Origin of the sequence: Streptococcus sp. 20925_1_69 (genome assembly GCF_041432365.1) — a bacterium.
Classification (GTDB): Bacteria; Bacillota; Bacilli; order Lactobacillales; family Streptococcaceae; genus Streptococcus.
Genome location: NZ_JAPVZL010000010.1, coordinates 39032 through 55762, shown reverse-complemented (window position 1 = coordinate 55762; position 16731 = coordinate 39032). Strand labels below are relative to the sequence as shown.

Here is a 16731-nt window from a genome sequence, read left to right as displayed (position 1 = left end):
CCTACTTTATGCTATACTTAACACATGAAAATTCCTATTCAAAAATTTTTTAACAATGAAATCTTAGCCTATCTCTTCTTTGGCCTTGCAACAACTCTAGTTTCGATTCTCTCACGACTAGTCATTTATCAACTAAGTCATCAGGAACTTCTTGCTACTGCCCTAGCAAATATTATTGGTATCTTATTTGCCTTTATCACAAATGATACGATTGTATTTAAGCAAGCAAGGAATAATCGGCTTATTCGTTTAGTGAAATTTTTTCTTGCCCGCCTTTCTACTTTTCTGTTAGATTTGCTCTTTACTTTTCTGTTTGTGACTCAATTCCCTCATATCATAGGGCAATTTGTAAATGAAAATCTTGATAAGGTAAATGCAATTGAAACGATAATTGCACAATTATTGATAATTATTCTTAATTACATTTTAAGCAAGGTCTATGTTTTTAACAAATAAAACTTCTGAGCATCTATCTTGCAAGCTTTTCTTAATTAATATATAATAAATAGTAAAAATTTTTGAAAGGATATTATGAAAATGTTAAAAGATCTTAAAGCATTTTTGCTTCGTGGAAATGTTGTTGACCTTGCTGTCGGTGTGATCATTGCCTCTGCTTTTGGTGCAATCGTTACATCACTTGTTAACGATATCATCACTCCACTTATTTTGAATCCAGCCTTGAAAGCCGCAAAAATCGAACGTATTGCTGAACTTTCATGGAATGGTGTTGCTTACGGTAACTTCTTGAGTGCTGTTATCAACTTCCTTGTAGTTGGTACTGTGCTATTCTTTGTGATTAAAGCAATTGAAAAAGCTCAAAACCTTCGTAAAGCAAACGACGCAGAAGAAGCTGAAGCTACACCTGCTGCTCCAACTGAATTGGAAGTACTTCAAGAAATCAAAGCTCTTCTTGAGAAAAAATAATCGATTAAAAGGATCTAGCGCAAAGCTAAATCCTTTTTCTTTACTCTTTTGGTAATTTACCTGCTTTCTCTAGCATTTTTTTGATAAGATAAGGCATCTTAACATTTTCCCGACCTTTTTTCTCAATCAGTTTTTTCACAAATTCTGGCATTTGTAAATCTTGAGATTCGGCCAAGATATTTTTAGTCTCATCTGAAGGAACTAATTCATCAAAGGTTTCTTCTTCTGGGAGAAATTCCTTAAATTCTTTGTCCTCATTAGCTCTGACGGTATTAACCAAGGCATCAATCAAACGAGAATCTGTATTTGGCATTGGTGGACGATGGTAGTTTACACCAAATTCCTGACATAAGTCATAACATTCCACATCATTGTCAAACAAGACTTCAATATGCTCGCTAATGAAGCTGATTGGAACAAAAATATAATGGTCTGGATGTTCTTTCTGTTCTCTGAGATACTCCAAAACATCTGGCTTAATCCATGGAATCCCGATATCACTTTCACTCTGCCAAGTGTTAGTATATTGCTCTGAACTCAATCCTAGTTTTTCAGCGACTAGCTTGCTATTTTCGAAAATTTGGTCGATATAAGGGTCACCAAAGTCCAAGGCAAAAATAGGCACACTATGGGCTGAAAAGATGACTTTAAAGCTATCCTGCTTTACTTCTTCTTTTAAAATTTTACCAATTTCATCCGCCCAATAGTTTAACAGTGCTTCTTCTTGATACCAGTCCTTAATAACTAAAAATTGAATTTGTTTGCTTTCTAAAAATTTCTCATAGCCCATGACAGAGTAAAAAGAATAATGAGGCTCCAAAATCAAGCAAATACACTGTTCAATGCCGTCTGCTTCCATCTGACCAATCACATCTGGGATAAAAGGTCTAGAAAACTTATTAGCAAAATAAACACTATACTCATTCCCCAGTCTAGCTTCTACCAAGGCAACCTCTTCACGGGTAATTTTTTGCAGAGGAGTACCTCCAATTCGCACATAATTATCATAGAGAGTTTGAATCTCGTGGTCTTGAGGTCTCACCCCACGACGAATATTTGTGAAAAAATCAGCCACACCTTCAAAGGTAATCTCTTCTGGCGAACCGAAGGTCATCATTAAAATTGCTTTTTTCATAACTGCTTCCTTGTGATGTTTTTATCAAGTTTATTTTATCATGAATCCACTGATAAGTAAACGTTAACACAAAGAATTTCCCTAACTTCTGTCTTTTGTTTTTCTCTTCTTTCTATGATACAATGGAAAAAATGAATTCAAAAGGAGTTTTTTATGACTTATCCAAATCTCTTGGACCGCTTCTTAACCTACGTTAAGGTCAACACACGCTCTGATGAACACTCTACTACTACTCCAAGTACACAGAGTCAGGTTGACTTCGCAACCAATGTTCTTATTCCTGAAATGAAACGTGTTGGACTACAAAATGTCTACTATCTACCAAATGGTTTTGCGATTGGTACCTTGCCAGCAAATGATCCATCTTTAACACGAAAAATTGGCTTCATCTCCCATATGGATACTGCTGACTTTAATGCCGAAGGGGTCAATCCTCAGGTAATTGAAAACTACGATGGAGGTGTGATCCAACTAGGGAATTCTGGTTTCAAATTGGATCCAGCTGACTTCAAGAGTCTTGAGAAATATCCAGGACAAACCCTCATCACAACTGATGGAACAACCTTACTAGGTGCTGATGACAAGTCTGGTATTGCTGAGATTATGACAGCCATTGAATATCTGACGGCTCATCCTGAAATCAAACACTGTGAGATTCGTGTTGGTTTTGGTCCAGATGAGGAAATCGGTGTTGGTGCCAATAAATTTGATGCAGAAGATTTTGATGTTGATTTTGCCTACACTGTTGATGGTGGTCCACTAGGAGAACTTCAGTACGAGACCTTCTCAGCAGCTGGTGCTGAATTGCATTTCCAAGGTCGTAATGTCCACCCTGGTACTGCCAAAGGGCAAATGGTCAACGCCCTTCAGCTAGCAATTGATTTTCATAATCAACTTCCAGAAAATGACCGACCTGAGTTAACGGATGGTTACCAAGGTTTCTATCATCTTATGGATGTGACAGGTAGTGTCGAGGAGGCGCATGCAAGCTACATCATTCGTGATTTTGAAAAAGATGCCTTTGAAGCGCGTAAAGCAGCTATGCAGTCTATCACTGATAAGATGAATCAAGAACTTGGTAGCGACCGTGTCACTCTCAACTTGACAGACCAGTACTACAATATGAAAGAAGTCATTGAAAAAGATATGACTCCAATTACCATTGCTAAAGCCGTTATGGAAGATTTGGGGATCACTCCTATAATCGAACCAATCCGTGGAGGGACAGACGGCTCTAAGATTTCCTTTATGGGAATCCCAACTCCTAATATCTTTGCGGGAGGAGAAAATATGCATGGACGTTTTGAATACGTCAGCCTTCAGACCATGGAACGTGCAGTTGATACCATCATTGGTATCGTAGCTTATAAAGACTAAAAATAGGCTGGGCAAAAACTCAATTTTAAGAAAAAATGAAGTAAATCTTCACACAATAAAACGCATAGTATCAAGGTTTTTCGGCTCCTGATACTGTGCGTTTTTTGATTATAAATACGGATTATTTGGTAGCACTTCTCTTTATTGATGAACTGCTTGGGCCGCTGTGATAAGGGTCAACTTGTACACATCATCCGCATTACATCCACGAGAAAGGTCGTTAACTGGCTTGTTCAAACCTTGCAAAACAGGTCCTACAGCCGCAAAGCCACCAAGACGTTCAGCCATCTTGTATCCGATATTTCCTGCCTCGATACCTGGGAAGATGAAGACATTTGCTTGACCAGCTACCGTACTTCCAGGAGCTTTCAGAGCTGCAGTTTCAGGAACAAAGGCTGCATCAAATTGCAACTCACCATCGATTTCAAGGTCAGGACGCAAGTCGTGAGCAATTTTAGTGGCTTCTACAACCTTATCGACGCTTTCACCAAATCCTGAACCTTTAGTAGAATAGCTCAGCATGGCAATTTTAGGCTCGATGCCAAACATCTTAGCTGTGATTGCTGAGTTGATGGCAATTTCAGCCAAAGCTTCTGCATCAGGATTGATATTGATAGCACAGTCTCCAAATAGGTAACGTTCCGTACCACGAACCATGAGGAAGGCACCTGAAGTACGAGTCACATTTGGACGAGTTTTGATGATTTGAAGAGCTGGACGTACTGTTGAAGCTGTTGAGTGAATCGCACCTGATACCATTCCATCAACCAAGCCCAAGTAAACTAACATAACACCAAAATAGTTGACATCTTCAACCAAAACCTTGCGTGCATCTTCTTCAGACATTTTGCCCTTGCGACGCTCCACCAAAGCAGCAACCATTTCTTCAAATTTATCGTAGTGTTGAGGGTCGATGACTTCATAACCATCCATGATCCCTTCAATTTCAAGATAAATTTTAATTTTTTCAGGATTTCCAAGCAAAACAGGAATCACTTCTGTTTCTTTTACCAAGCGTTTAGTCGCTTGAAGAATACGTGGCTCTTCCCCTTCAGGGAGAACGATACGAGCATTTTTACCAACCAAGTTGGCTTTGAGACTTTCAAAAACTTCCATGAGTTTTCTCCTTTTAGATAATAATTATACTCTGAATCAGTTTTTATAGAGTATTAGTTGATAACTGGGTAATAAGGTTGCTAAAATCATCCGGCAAGGGACTCTCTAACTGCAAGTCTTGCTCTAAAAATGGATGATAAAAGGATAGGTAATGGCAATGCAGGGCCTGACGTTGGATGCCGTCATCCAAGCTACCACCATACAAATCATCTCCCAACAAAGGAAAACCAATATGAGAAAAATGGACTCGAATTTGGTGGGTTCGTCCAGTGTGCAAACGAATATCTACCAGGTGAATATTTCCATAAGAAGCTACAATCTTGTAGGATGTATGGGCATACTTTCCACCTTTAGCCACCCGTCTGGTGATAATAGAGTCTTCATCACGCGCAATCGGAGCAATAATTTCCCCCTCTGGTTCCAAGTATCCATCACCTTTAACCAAAGCAAAGTAGCGTTTCTCGATAGATTTCTTCTGCAACTGCTTGTCTAATCGTGCATGGGCATAGCCGTGCTTGGCAAAGAGCATCAAGCCAGAAGTGTCCCTATCAAGTCTGGTTACAATGTGAACCTGCTGATTTTCATAGTCTTGCTTGACGTAGTAACCCTTGATGAAATTGGCAATGGTATTAGAGTGATTAACACTAGGAATAGAAGCCACTCCATAGGGTTTATTTAAGACTAGAAAATGGTCATCCTCATAGAGAATATCCAGTGGGCGCTCGATAGCTTCTAGAGTTTCAAAGCCTTCCTCAGCAGGAATATCGATGGTAACGCGATCTCCAAGATCCAATAGATAAGTTGCATTTTGCGGTTGGTCATTGACCAGAATAGCTCCGCCTCGAAACTTAATCTTAGCTAGAAGCCCCTTCGAAACCTCGTGCTTTTTTAAAAAGGTCTTAATCTTGACATGCTCATCTGCGATAAATTCAAACCTCATTCGTCTACCTCGCCGATGAAAGCATCTTTAACACGATTCCAAAAACTGGTGTGACTCGGCGACGCGACAAAGTGAATCTTATGATGGTCGATTTGATATTCGATTCGTTCAATATTACGGAAGGAATAAACGCTATTGTCAACAGAAATAGTATGGTAATCGTTTCTCGTTGGGATAAGTTCAATCTTATCCTTCTTAGGAACAATAATAGATGAACCCAGCGTTCGATAAACACGATTATTAAGGCTAGCAATTTCCGTTAATTGCAAAGCTTCAATGGTAGGGTGCAAAACAGCTCCACCAAGCGACTTGTTATAGGCTGTACTACCAGTCGGCGTCGAAACTGTTAGCCCATCTCCACGAAAACGTTCAAAGGGGACACCATTGATTACGATATCCGCCACCATGGTTCGATCAGATCTGCGGATACTAGCTTCGTTGAGTGCTCTAAAAATCTTGACCTCTCCATTTCCAAGAAAAACCTTTACATTCAAAACCGGATAAGAAACTCTTGCTCCAGTATCTAGCTGCAAATTAGTCACTAGCTTGTCCAACTCAAAATTACGGTAGTCCGTATAGAAGCCCAAATGTCCAGTATGAACACCGATAAAGCGTACCTTATCAAGTTGATTTTCGTACTTATGAAAGGCTGATAAGAGCATGCCATCCCCACCGATGGAAATGACAATGTCCGGATTGGTATCATTGAGTATAAACTGATTTCTCTTCAAACGATCTCGCAATTCATACAAAACCCTTTGACTCTGTGGTTTTCTATTAGCTATCAGGTCAATTCGTTTACCTGTATTCTTCATCTGTATCGTCACTGTTTCCTACACCGTCATTTAATTTTCTACTCAAAGGATCAAAAAGAGCCTGGGCTTCCTGGATATCATCTCGAATTTTACCCATTTCTTCATCCAACTGATGGGCAATTTTGGCCGTGATTTCCAGTCGCTTCTTTATCTCCTCTGGGAAATCCCCTTGGTACTTGTAGTTGAGAGAATGTTCTATCGTTGCCCAGAAATTCATGGCCAAGGTACGAATTTGAATTTCCGCCAAAATGGTCTTGGCACCATTGATAGTATCAACCGTATATTCTACTACCACGTGATAGGAACGGTAGCCTGATGCTTTTCGATGAGTAATGTAATCTCGCTCCTGTATGATTCGCATGTCCTGACGCTTGTGCAAAATTTCCACTACTTCCTTGACGTCATCTACAAACTGAACCATCACACGCAAACCAGCAATATCCTGCAAATCGTGCTCTAAGGTTGCATAAGTAATGCCACGACGAGCCATTTTTTCCTTGATACTTTCAATCGGCTTGACTCTACCAGTCACAAACTCAATCGGAGAATGCTTATTTTGCTTACGATATTGCTTCCGAATACCACGTAGTTTAATCTTTAACTCACCAACAGCTTGAATGTAAGGATCTAGAAATTCTTCCCATTCTAAGGTCATATATTCTCCCTTGTTCTCATATTATCCTTCAAAAATATCTTTGATTTTTTCTCCAGATTTATATACAATAAATACAAAGCTATTATACCATAAATCCGCTTTCAACGATAAAGAAAAGGTAAGAAAATTGAAACATTTAGAAATTGAATTGAAAACACTCTTGAAAAAAGATGAATATGATCATCTAAAAGACCAGTTCGCAGGTGTCACTCCTGTTCTTCAAAAAAATTACTACATGGACACGCTTGATTTTGAACTTCGAGAAAAGAAAGTTGCTATGCGCATTCGCACTTTTGAAGACTGGGCAGAATTGACACTCAAAGTCCCACAAAGTGTTGGAAACATGGAATACAATCAAAAATTGCAACTAAAAGATGCTGAAAACTATTTGAGCAAGAAAGAACTTCCTCAAGGGCTAGTACTGGATGAATTGGCAAAACATGGTATTAAAATTAGTGAATGGCAGATTCTTGGTTGTCTAACGACACTTCGCTATGAAATGCAAACAGCTATTGGTCTCATGGCGCTGGATGAAAGTCAGTACTTTGATATTACAGATTACGAATTAGAGCTTGAAGTGGAAAATCATGAGCAAGGCAAACAGGATTTCCAACAATTTTTAGAGGAAAATCAGATTTCCTACCAAAAAGCTCCCTCAAAATTGGTCCGATTTGTCAAAAGCATGAAAAATAGCTGAAATAATCTCCATTTTTTGGTAAAATAGAAAAGATAAAAATACACAAGTCCCAGTTCATATATGTAAGATAAATATAACTAGGATTTAAAAAGTTTACAGAGGACGGTCTATAATGTCAGATAGAAAAAACATGAAACTTTTCGCACTCAACTCTAACCAAGAGATTGCACAGAAAATTGCACAAGCTGTTGGTGTCCCACTTGGAAAACTATCATCACGCCAATTTTCAGACGGAGAAATCCAAGTGAATATCGAAGAAAGTGTCCGTGGTTATGATGTTTACATCATCCAATCAACAAGTTTCCCTGTTAACAACCACCTAATGGAATTGTTGATCATGGTTGACGCTTGTGTGCGCGCAAGTGCCCACAGTATCAACGTTGTCCTTCCATATTTTGGCTATGCACGTCAAGACCGTATTGCTTCACCACGTGAGCCACTTACAGCTAAACTAGTTGCTAATATGCTGGTTAAGGCTGGAGTTGACCGTGTTCTTACGCTTGATTTGCATGCTGTTCAGGTGCAAGGCTTCTTTGATATTCCTGTTGACAACCTCTACACAGTTCCCCTATTTGCAAAACATTACTGCGATAAGGGCCTACTTGGTTCAGATGTTGTCGTGGTTAGCCCTAAAAATTCAGGTGTCAAACGTGCTCGTAGCTTGGCTGAATATCTTGATGCTCCTATCGCCATTATCGACTACCCTCAAGACGATGCAACTCGCAACGAAGGTTATATCATCGGTGATGTTGAAGGTAAAAAAGCCATCTTGATTGATGATATTCTTAATACAGGACGTACCTTCTCTGAAGCTGCTAAAATCGTTGAACGTGAAGGGGCTACAGAAATTTATGCTGTTTCTAGCCACGGCCTCTTCGTCGAAGGAGCTGCTGAACTTCTTGACAATACTAAGATTAAAGAAATTCTTGTGACTGATTCAGTAGCAACAAAAGAAAAAACTCCTAAAAACGTATGCTACATCACTGCTAGTGAGTTAATTGGTGATGCTATCGTCCGTATCCACGAAAGAAAACCAGTCAGCCCACTCTTTGCCTACAACAAAAAGAAATAAGGTGATTCTTTGATTTATTTGGACAATGCTGCAACGACTCCTATGTCAGCAGTTGCTATTTCAGCTATGACCAAGGTTATGCAAGAAACTCATGGCAATCCATCTAGTATTCATGGTCATGGTCGTCAAGCTGGTAAACTCTTGCGAGAAGCCCGTCAGGAACTAGCTTCGTTACTGGGGACAAAACCTCAACATATCTTTTTCACTTCTGGTGGGACTGAAGGCAACAATACTGCCATCATTGGTTACTGCCTTCGTCACCAAGAGCAAGGAAAACATATCATCACCACTGCTATTGAGCACCATGCCGTCCTTGAAACCATTGATTACTTAGTTCAACACTTTGGTTTTGAAGTAACCATTATCCAACCAGAAAATCAAGAAATCACAGCCCAGCAAATTCAAAAGGCTTTGCGTGACGATACGATTTTGGTTTCTACCATGTTTGCTAATAATGAGACAGGAAACCTATTGCCCATTGCTGAAATTAGCCAAATACTCAAGCAACACCCTGCCGCCTATCATGTCGACGCAGTTCAGGCTATTGGTAAAATCCCTATTCACCCAGAAAAATTGGGCATTGATTTTCTCACTGCTTCGGCCCACAAGTTCCATGGTCCTAAGGGAATCGGTTTTCTCTACGCTTCTAGCATGGACTTTGATTCCTATCTACATGGTGGAGACCAAGAACAGAAAAAACGTGCAGGAACTGAAAATCTGCCTGCCATCGTAGGCATGGTTGCAGCCCTAAAAGAAGACCTAGAAAAGCAAGAAGACAATTTTCAACATGTACAAAATTTAGAAACTTCCTTTCTTGCAGAGCTAGAGGGAGTTCAATATTACTTGAATAGAGGAGACCATCATCTCCCTTATGTCCTCAATATTGGATTTCCTGGCCAGAAAAATGATCTCTTACTCCTTCGTCTAGATTTAGCTGGAATTTCTATCTCTACTGGCTCAGCCTGTACGGCAGGTATTGTCCAATCCAGCCATGTTCTCGAAGCCATGTACGGGGCAAATTCAGAACGCTTGAAGGAATCCGTTCGTATCAGTTTGTCGCCACAAAATACTGTCGAAGACCTACAAACCCTCGCAAAAACCTTAAAAGAAATTATCGGAGGTTAGCCATATGGCATTTGAAAAAACCATTCAGTTAAAAAATTGTCGTTACGACTACACACTTAGCCCTTCTGTTAAAAAATTCACCCTTAAGGACAACACCTTTTTTGAGACTAAGGTTGGTAACTATGAATTGACTCGCCTTTTGGAAAAAGTTCCGAACAGCGGTGAGGGATTCCAACTCAAAATCATCATTAACAAGGAACTTACAGGTGCTAAAATCAATATCACTGACAAGTTTGGTCTTCGTCTGGTTGATATTTTCAAATCAGAAGACCACCACATTCATCAGGAAAAATTCTATTTCCTCATGGATAGCTTGGTAGAGCGTGGTGTCTTTACAAAATCAGAAAGATAGAGCTAAGATGTTTGAACTGACCTATAAGGATAGCTACCAGATAGAGCGTACACTCAAGTATGAAGATTATGAAGCTCTCATGCTGGCTTTGTCAGGATGTGTGACCCTACCAGATACACTTTATGTGACTTCTTTGACTTTTGAGGGGCAGGAAGTTTATCAAGGTCTGGTCGGAGACCTCTACCGTTTTCTATCACAAGCAGAATTTTTACATTAAAACTAAGATTTTTCTTGGTTTTTTCTTGTTTTTGTTGATTTTTTCACAATGTTTCTATAAAATAGAAGAATAGAAAGGTTGTGATTTTGTGAAAGATAAACAGTCTGCTATTCCAAAAGCTACAGCAAAAAGACTCTCTCTCTACTATCGAATTTTTAAGAGATTTCATGCAGAAAAGATTGAACGTGCCAACTCTAAACAAATTGCAGAGGCCATCGGTATTGATTCAGCGACAGTTCGTCGTGATTTTTCCTATTTTGGTGAACTAGGTCGTCGTGGTTTTGGCTATGATGTCAAAAAACTGATGACGTTTTTTGCCGATTTGCTTAATGATAACTCTATTACCAATGTCATGCTGGTTGGTATTGGAAATATGGGGCATGCCCTTCTCCACTACCGCTTCCACGAACGTAACAAGATGAAGATTATCATGGCCTTTGACCTAGATGACCATCCTGAAGTCGGCACCCAAACTCCTGATGGGATTCCCATTTACGGGATTTCTCAAATCAAGGATAAAATCAAGGATGCCGATGTGAAGACTGCTATCCTGACCGTTCCCAGCGTTAAGTCACAAGAGGTTGCTAATCTCTTGGTGGATGCTGGCGTGAAAGGAATTCTTAGTTTTTCACCAGTCCATCTGCATTTACCAAAGGACGTGGTCGTTCAGTATGTCGATTTGACAAGTGAACTCCAAACCCTCCTCTATTTCATGCGAAAAGAGGATTAGAAAGCGAAAATCATTTTATGAAAAAACCAGTTATAGGGATTACAGGAAACGAAAAAACTCATCCAGATGATGACATCATGATGAGCTACGCAGCAAAAGGCTTTGTTGAAGGCGTTAAAGACGCTGGAGGGATTCCCATCATCCTACCGATTGGTAATCAAGAAATGGCCTGCTACTATATCAGTATGATTGACAAGCTCATCTTGACAGGTGGGCAAAATGTTGATCCAAAATTCTATGGTGAACCAAAAACCATTGATAGCGATGACTACCACCTTCAAAGAGATATCTTCGAACTAGCCCTCATCAAGGAAGCTATTAAACAGAAAAAGCCAATTTTTTCTGTCTGCCGTGGAACTCAACTCTTTAACGTTGCCATGGGTGGAACTTTATACCAAGATATAGAAGACCACTGGCAGGATTGTTCCGCCGAGTACACAACCCAACGCTTAGTGACAGAACCAAATACCGTTCTCCGAGAAATCTATGGAGAAATCTCCCATATCAACTCCTTCCACCACCAGAGCATCAAGGATTTAGCACCAAATTTAAAGATTGCGGCTCATGATCCTAAGGATGGTATTATAGAAGCTGTTATGAGTACGGATGATGTCGCCTTTCTCGGTGTCCAATGGCATCCAGAATTTCTATTTGAAAATCGCCCCAAAGATAAAAAACTCTTTGACTATGTCGTTAATGAACTTTAGATTAAATCTGTTTTTTCACGGTAACTAAAGTAACTGGAGTGAGAGACAATCAAATGGTCCAAGAGGACAATTCCCATCAGGTCACAGGCTTCTTTTACAAGTTTAGTGACATGATCATCATTTCGGCTAGGCGCTACCGCTCCTGAAGGGTGATTGTGGACCAAGATGAGTGAAGTCGCCATATGCTTGATAGCATAGTGAAGAATCTCTCGCGGCTCAGCAATACTACGAGTGGCAGAACCGATAAAAATGGTCTGTTGATGAATGATTTGATTTTGAGTATTGAGATAGAGCGCCACCAGGTGCTCTTGTTTTTTGTCCCCCAATTCCTGTTGCATCTTCTTGGCCAACTTTTGGCTGCTGAGAATACTTTCCATCTCAAGGGTTTCGTGCTTGTGAATACGATGGCCCAGTTCAATCATAGCTTGTAATTCTATGGCCTTAACTCGCCCGATACCAGACAGACTCTGCAATTCCTGCAGGGTCATTTTTTTCAAATCTGTTAGGCTTGAAAGATTGTTCAAGACTTTCTGGGCAATTTCAAAAACGCTAGCTTGACGTGTTCCTGTCCTGAGTAAAATAGCTAGCAATTCTTGATTACTGAGCGCTTCTACTCCTTCCTTGGCCAGTCTTTCTCTTGGTAATAGTGAATCTTCTGGAAATAAAATACTGTACATAAAAATCCTCCTCACTTTATTATTCGTGAGAAGGATGGAAAATTAGATTTTTTTCTCAATTGGGGCTACACTAGCTAAAAGTTTTTTCAAACCTACTTCTGGGAAATTGATTTTTAATTCCTGCGTTGCACCGCTACCTGAAACTTCCAGAACGGTTCCCTCTCCCCATTTCTTGTGGAGAGCAATGTCACCAATGGACCAATTTGTCTCGCTAGAAGCTGATTTTGTGCCAGCTGTAAATTGACCAAATGGGAGACCGCTTGACTGGATAGATTTTGGAGCAGCACTGCGTTTACGGTCTTGAAGAGCCTGGGCCAAACTCATACCTTGACCGAAGGCAACCCCACCACTGCTATAAGATGCCTTAAAGCTTGTATTTGCTGGACGGGCTAGGCCTTGATACTCAAGTAAGTCTGAACTAATTTCATTAATAAAACGAGTCGGACGGTTGTAGTTGGTACGACCAAAAAGCAGGCGTGAGTTGGCATTGGTCAGATAGAGAATTTTCTCTGCACGCGTAATTCCTACATAGGCCAAACGGCGTTCTTCTTCTAATTCATCTTGATCTTCAGCCGCACGGCTAAGTGGAAAGACATTTTCTTCCATCCCAATCAAAAAGACAACTGGAAACTCGAGACCTTTGGCAGCATGCAGGGTCATTAGAGTAACTTCTGATGTCTCCTGACTACCTGAATCTGTGTCTGCAATCAAGGCCAAGTCATTTAAGAAACGACTCAGTTTGTCCAAACCAGTTTCATCTTCTGTCCCATCAGAGGTGTCATCAAAGTTTTTCGTAACAGAAAGGAACTCCTCGATGTTTTCAACCCGAGCCTTGCTTTCTAAGGTCGCTTGGGCATTTAGAATATCGACGTAACCTGTTTTTTCTAGAACAGCCTCAACCAACTCAGTAATACTTAATTGATCCAGTTGCTCCCGCAAATCCAGAACCATATTGGCAAAATCCCAGATAGATTGAGCTGCCTTCCCTTTGATTCCAGACAACATAATATTTGCTGAAGCATCTAGCATAGACATGTTTTGCATATTCGCAAAGTCACGAATTTTCTCAACAGTACCTGGCCCAATTCCACGCTTCGGTTCGTTGATAATGCGCTCAAAACTGATATTGTCACTCAAATTAGCAATAAGATTGAGGTAAGCGATGATATCACGGATTTCCTTACGGCTGTAGAATTTGGTTCCTCCAACCATGGTATAAGGAATATTTGACTTGAGCAAGGCTTCCTCAATAGTACGGGACTGCGCATTAGTACGATAAAGAACTGCAAAATCCTTGTGAAGGAAGTTTTGACTCCGACCAAGTTCATCGATAGTTCTGGCTACAAATACAGCCTCATCTAGCTCATCATTGGCACGATAGTAAACGATTTGTTCCCCATCAGCGTTTTGAGTCCAGAGATTCTTAGGACGGCGGTTTTTGTTATTTTTAATGACCTCGTTGGCCGCTTGAAGAATGGTTTTAGTGGAACGGTAATTCTCCTCCAACAAAACAACCTTGGCTTGGGGATAATCCTTTTCGAAATCCAAGATATTCTGCATATCAGCACCACGCCAACCGTAAATAGACTGGTCCGCATCTCCAACAACACAGATATTTTTAAAACGGGAAGCCAAAAGTTTGACCAATTGGTACTGAGCGTGGTTGGTATCTTGGTACTCATCAACATGGATGTATTGAAACTTCTGTTGATAGTAGGTCAGGACATCAGGATTCTGATCAAAGAGACGCAAGGTCAGCATAATCAAATCATCAAAATCAACGGATTCAGACTGACGAAGTTCTTTTTGATAAGCTGTGTAACACTGGGCTACGATTTGCGTGTACATATCGCCAGCTTGGGCAGCATAGGCAACATCATCAATCAGATCATTCTTAGCATTGGAAATTGTTCCTAAGATGCTCCGTTCATTCCATTTTTTCGGATCCAGGTTCAACTGCTTAAGAATGCGTTTCATAAGAGTTCGCTGTTCACCAGGATCGACAATTGTAAAATTACGGTTGTAGCCAATATGGTCCGCATCGCGACGCAAGATACGAACACACATGGAGTGAAAGGTCGCAATCAAACAGTCCTGAGTGGCTGGATTGAGGCCATAAGCACGTTCCTTCATCTCACGCGCAGCCTTATTAGTAAAGGTAATGGCCAAGATATTCCAAGGATTGACCAGCTTTTCATCAATCAGATAAGCAATACGGTGGGTTAAAACACGAGTCTTTCCAGAACCAGCCCCTGCCATGATTAACAAGGGACCTTCTGTCGTTTGCACCGCCTCAGCCTGACGGTCATTCATTCCATTTAATAATGCGTTCATCTTCTCTTCCTTACTCTTGAAGTCAATATTTCTATTATATCAGAATTCAGGGAAAATATCTTTACCTAGACTGGTTACGTGTAGAAGGTAACTCCTTATATCTAGATAAAAAATGAGCTTGGATAGTATTTCCAAACTCATTTAAAGTCAATTGCAATATACTAGAACAAGCCTAATACTGTTCCATCGCTTTCAACATCCATGTTGAGGGCTGCTGGTCGTTTTGGAAGTCCTGGCATGGTCATGACATCGCCAGTTAGAGCAACGATAAAGCCTGCACCTAATTTTGGTACCAACTCACGAATAGTAATTTCAAAGTTTTCAGGTGCTCCAAGTGCATTTGGATTGTCTGAGAAGCTATACTGGGTCTTAGCCATACAGATTGGCAATTTGTCCCAACCGTTTTGAACGATTTGAGCGATTTGTGTTTGAGCTTTCTTTTCAAAGTTTACTTTGCTACCACGGTAGATCTCAGTAACAATCTTTTCAATCTTTTCTTGGACAGAAAGGCCGTTGTCATACAAACGTTTATAGTTAGATGGATTTTCAGCGATAGTCTTGACAACCGTTTCGGCAAGCGCTACTCCACCTTCTGCACCATCAGCCCAGACACTTGCCAATTCAACTGGTACATCGATTGAGGCACAAAGTTCTTTCAAGGCTGCAATTTCAGCTTCTGTATCAGATACAAATTCGTTAATCGCAACAACTGCTGGAATACCGAACTTACGAATATTTTCTACATGGCGTTTCAAGTTAGCAAAACCTGCACGAACCGCCTCCACATTTTCCTCTGTCAGAGCACCTTTAGCCACACCACCATTCATCTTAAGAGCACGGAGGGTTGCGACGATAACTACTGCATCTGGAGAAGTTGGCAAGTTTGGTGTCTTGATATCAAGGAATTTCTCGGCACCAAGGTCTGCACCAAAACCAGCTTCAGTAACTGTGTAATCAGCCAAGTGAAGGGCTGTACTTGTTGCCAAGACTGAATTACATCCATGAGCGATATTGGCAAATGGACCACCATGTACAAAGGCAGGTGTTCCGTAAATTGTTTGAACCAGGTTCGGCTTAATCGCATCCTTCAAAATCAAAGCCAAGGCACCTTCAACCTGCAAATCACCTACAGAAACAGGCGTACGGTCATAGCGATAACCGATAACGATATTAGCCAAACGGCGTTTCAAGTCCTCAATGTCCGTTGCCAAACAAAGAATGGCCATAATTTCGGAAGCAACTGTAATATCAAAACCGTCCTCACGTGGAATACCATTTAGAGGGCCACCAAGTCCAACGGTTACGTGACGAAGGGCGCGATCATTCAAGTCCACTACACGTTTCCAGAGGATACGACGTTGGTCAATTCCCAACTCATTCCCTTGGTGCAAGTGGTTGTCAATCAAGGCAGAAAGAGCATTGTTGGCTGTTGTAATGGCATGCATGTCTCCAGTGAAGTGGAGGTTGATATCTTCCATTGGCAGAACTTGGGCATAACCACCACCAGCTGCACCACCCTTAATCCCCATTACTGGACCAAGAGATGGTTCGCGGATAGCAATCATGGTTTTCTTACCAATCTTGTTCAAGGCATCCGCAAGACCAATGGTAATGGTTGATTTTCCTTCACCTGCAGGTGTTGGGTTGATGGCAGTCACCAAAATCAATTTTCCAACTGGATTGCTCTCAACTGCACGAATTTTATCAAAGCTGAGCTTAGCCTTGTACTTTCCATACAACTCCAAATCGTCGTAAGAAATACCAAGTTTCTCTACAACATCAACGATTGGCTTCAACTCAATACTCTGTGCGATTTCAATATCTGTTTTCATTCAAAACTCCTCTATCCTCTTATATG

The 16731-nt window shown here is 40.6% G+C and carries 18 protein-coding genes; 10 read left to right on the top strand and 8 right to left on the bottom strand.

From position 1 onward, the window contains the following. The first annotated feature begins 24 nt into the window (after nucleotides 1-24). Together O3601_RS07660 and mscL are read left to right on the top strand one after the other, a co-directional pair. Nucleotides 25-456: a GtrA family protein gene (locus O3601_RS07660; RefSeq protein WP_371472224.1), complete on the top strand. Its 432-nt coding sequence runs from the start codon at nucleotides 25-27 to the stop codon at nucleotides 454-456. 81 nt (nucleotides 457-537) lie between these two features. After that, a complete protein-coding gene (gene mscL, locus O3601_RS07655) occupies nucleotides 538-924 on the top strand; it encodes a large conductance mechanosensitive channel protein MscL (protein ID WP_371472221.1) in 387 nt (128 codons plus the stop codon). Between the two features lie 40 nt (nucleotides 925-964). Here mscL and hemH read toward each other — a convergent pair whose 3' ends face one another. Continuing rightward, complete coding sequence (gene hemH / locus O3601_RS07650) at nucleotides 965-2059, bottom strand: ferrochelatase (protein ID WP_371472218.1); 1095 nt, start codon at nucleotides 2057-2059, stop codon at nucleotides 965-967. A gap of 153 nt (nucleotides 2060-2212) precedes the next feature. On the opposite strand from hemH, the gene pepT reads away from it, so the two are divergent. Next, nucleotides 2213-3436 (top strand): peptidase T, encoded by a 1224-nt coding sequence (pepT, locus tag O3601_RS07645; protein WP_371472216.1) that lies wholly within the window; start codon nucleotides 2213-2215, stop codon nucleotides 3434-3436. 141 nt (nucleotides 3437-3577) lie between these two features. On the opposite strand, the gene pta is transcribed toward pepT, so the two are convergent. The 4 genes from pta to O3601_RS07625 are packed head-to-tail and all read right to left on the bottom strand — an operon-like array spanning nucleotide 3578 to nucleotide 6962. Then, complete coding sequence (gene pta, locus O3601_RS07640; protein WP_153199058.1) at nucleotides 3578-4552, bottom strand: phosphate acetyltransferase; 975 nt, start codon at nucleotides 4550-4552, stop codon at nucleotides 3578-3580. Nucleotides 4553-4595: 43 nt separating this feature from the next. Continuing rightward, nucleotides 4596-5492, bottom strand: coding sequence for an RluA family pseudouridine synthase (locus O3601_RS07635; protein ID WP_371472213.1), 897 nt, complete (start codon nucleotides 5490-5492; stop codon nucleotides 4596-4598). Further along, on the bottom strand, nucleotides 5489-6307 hold the full coding sequence (locus O3601_RS07630) for an NAD kinase (protein ID WP_371472212.1): 819 nt from the start codon (nucleotides 6305-6307) through the stop codon (nucleotides 5489-5491). The genes O3601_RS07635 and O3601_RS07630 overlap by 4 nt, the downstream gene beginning before the upstream one ends. Beyond that, entirely contained in the window at nucleotides 6291-6962 is a 672-nt protein-coding gene (locus O3601_RS07625; protein WP_084890261.1) for a GTP pyrophosphokinase family protein, read from the bottom strand. The genes O3601_RS07630 and O3601_RS07625 overlap by 17 nt, the downstream gene beginning before the upstream one ends. A gap of 127 nt (nucleotides 6963-7089) precedes the next feature. Between O3601_RS07625 and O3601_RS07620 the strand changes: the two genes are divergently transcribed. The 7 genes from O3601_RS07620 to O3601_RS07590 all read left to right on the top strand — a co-directional run bounded on the left by O3601_RS07620 (nucleotide 7090) and on the right by O3601_RS07590 (nucleotide 11862). Further along, nucleotides 7090-7659: a CYTH domain-containing protein gene (locus tag O3601_RS07620; protein WP_371472209.1), complete on the top strand. Its 570-nt coding sequence runs from the start codon at nucleotides 7090-7092 to the stop codon at nucleotides 7657-7659. A gap of 112 nt (nucleotides 7660-7771) precedes the next feature. Next, nucleotides 7772-8731 carry a ribose-phosphate diphosphokinase gene (locus tag O3601_RS07615; RefSeq protein WP_001283822.1) on the top strand — a complete coding sequence of 320 codons (960 nt, stop codon included), beginning with the start codon at nucleotides 7772-7774 and terminating at the stop codon, nucleotides 8729-8731. A gap of 9 nt (nucleotides 8732-8740) precedes the next feature. Continuing rightward, nucleotides 8741-9856 carry a cysteine desulfurase family protein gene (locus tag O3601_RS07610; RefSeq protein WP_371472206.1) on the top strand — a complete coding sequence of 372 codons (1116 nt, stop codon included), beginning with the start codon at nucleotides 8741-8743 and terminating at the stop codon, nucleotides 9854-9856. Between the two features lie 4 nt (nucleotides 9857-9860). Beyond that, complete coding sequence (locus O3601_RS07605) at nucleotides 9861-10208, top strand: DUF1831 domain-containing protein (protein WP_000863540.1); 348 nt, start codon at nucleotides 9861-9863, stop codon at nucleotides 10206-10208. Nucleotides 10209-10215: 7 nt separating this feature from the next. Then, entirely contained in the window at nucleotides 10216-10425 is a 210-nt protein-coding gene (locus O3601_RS07600) for a DUF4649 family protein (protein ID WP_371472279.1), read from the top strand. A gap of 88 nt (nucleotides 10426-10513) precedes the next feature. Continuing rightward, nucleotides 10514-11155 (top strand): redox-sensing transcriptional repressor Rex, encoded by a 642-nt coding sequence (locus O3601_RS07595; RefSeq protein WP_000653417.1) that lies wholly within the window; start codon nucleotides 10514-10516, stop codon nucleotides 11153-11155. A gap of 17 nt (nucleotides 11156-11172) precedes the next feature. After that, nucleotides 11173-11862 carry a gamma-glutamyl-gamma-aminobutyrate hydrolase family protein gene (locus O3601_RS07590; RefSeq protein ID WP_371472203.1) on the top strand — a complete coding sequence of 230 codons (690 nt, stop codon included), beginning with the start codon at nucleotides 11173-11175 and terminating at the stop codon, nucleotides 11860-11862. Here the strand turns inward: O3601_RS07590 and radC are convergent. The 3 genes from radC to O3601_RS07575 all read right to left on the bottom strand — a co-directional run bounded on the left by radC (nucleotide 11859) and on the right by O3601_RS07575 (nucleotide 16705). Next, complete coding sequence (gene radC, locus O3601_RS07585) at nucleotides 11859-12539, bottom strand: DNA repair protein RadC (protein WP_371472201.1); 681 nt, start codon at nucleotides 12537-12539, stop codon at nucleotides 11859-11861. The genes O3601_RS07590 and radC overlap by 4 nt on opposite strands. 42 nt (nucleotides 12540-12581) lie before the next feature. Then, a complete protein-coding gene (gene pcrA / locus O3601_RS07580) occupies nucleotides 12582-14873 on the bottom strand; it encodes a DNA helicase PcrA (protein WP_371472200.1) in 2292 nt (763 codons plus the stop codon). A 161-nt stretch (nucleotides 14874-15034) separates the two neighbouring features. Further along, nucleotides 15035-16705 (bottom strand): formate--tetrahydrofolate ligase, encoded by a 1671-nt coding sequence (locus O3601_RS07575; RefSeq protein WP_173212550.1) that lies wholly within the window; start codon nucleotides 16703-16705, stop codon nucleotides 15035-15037. Nucleotides 16706-16731 lie beyond the last annotated feature (26 nt).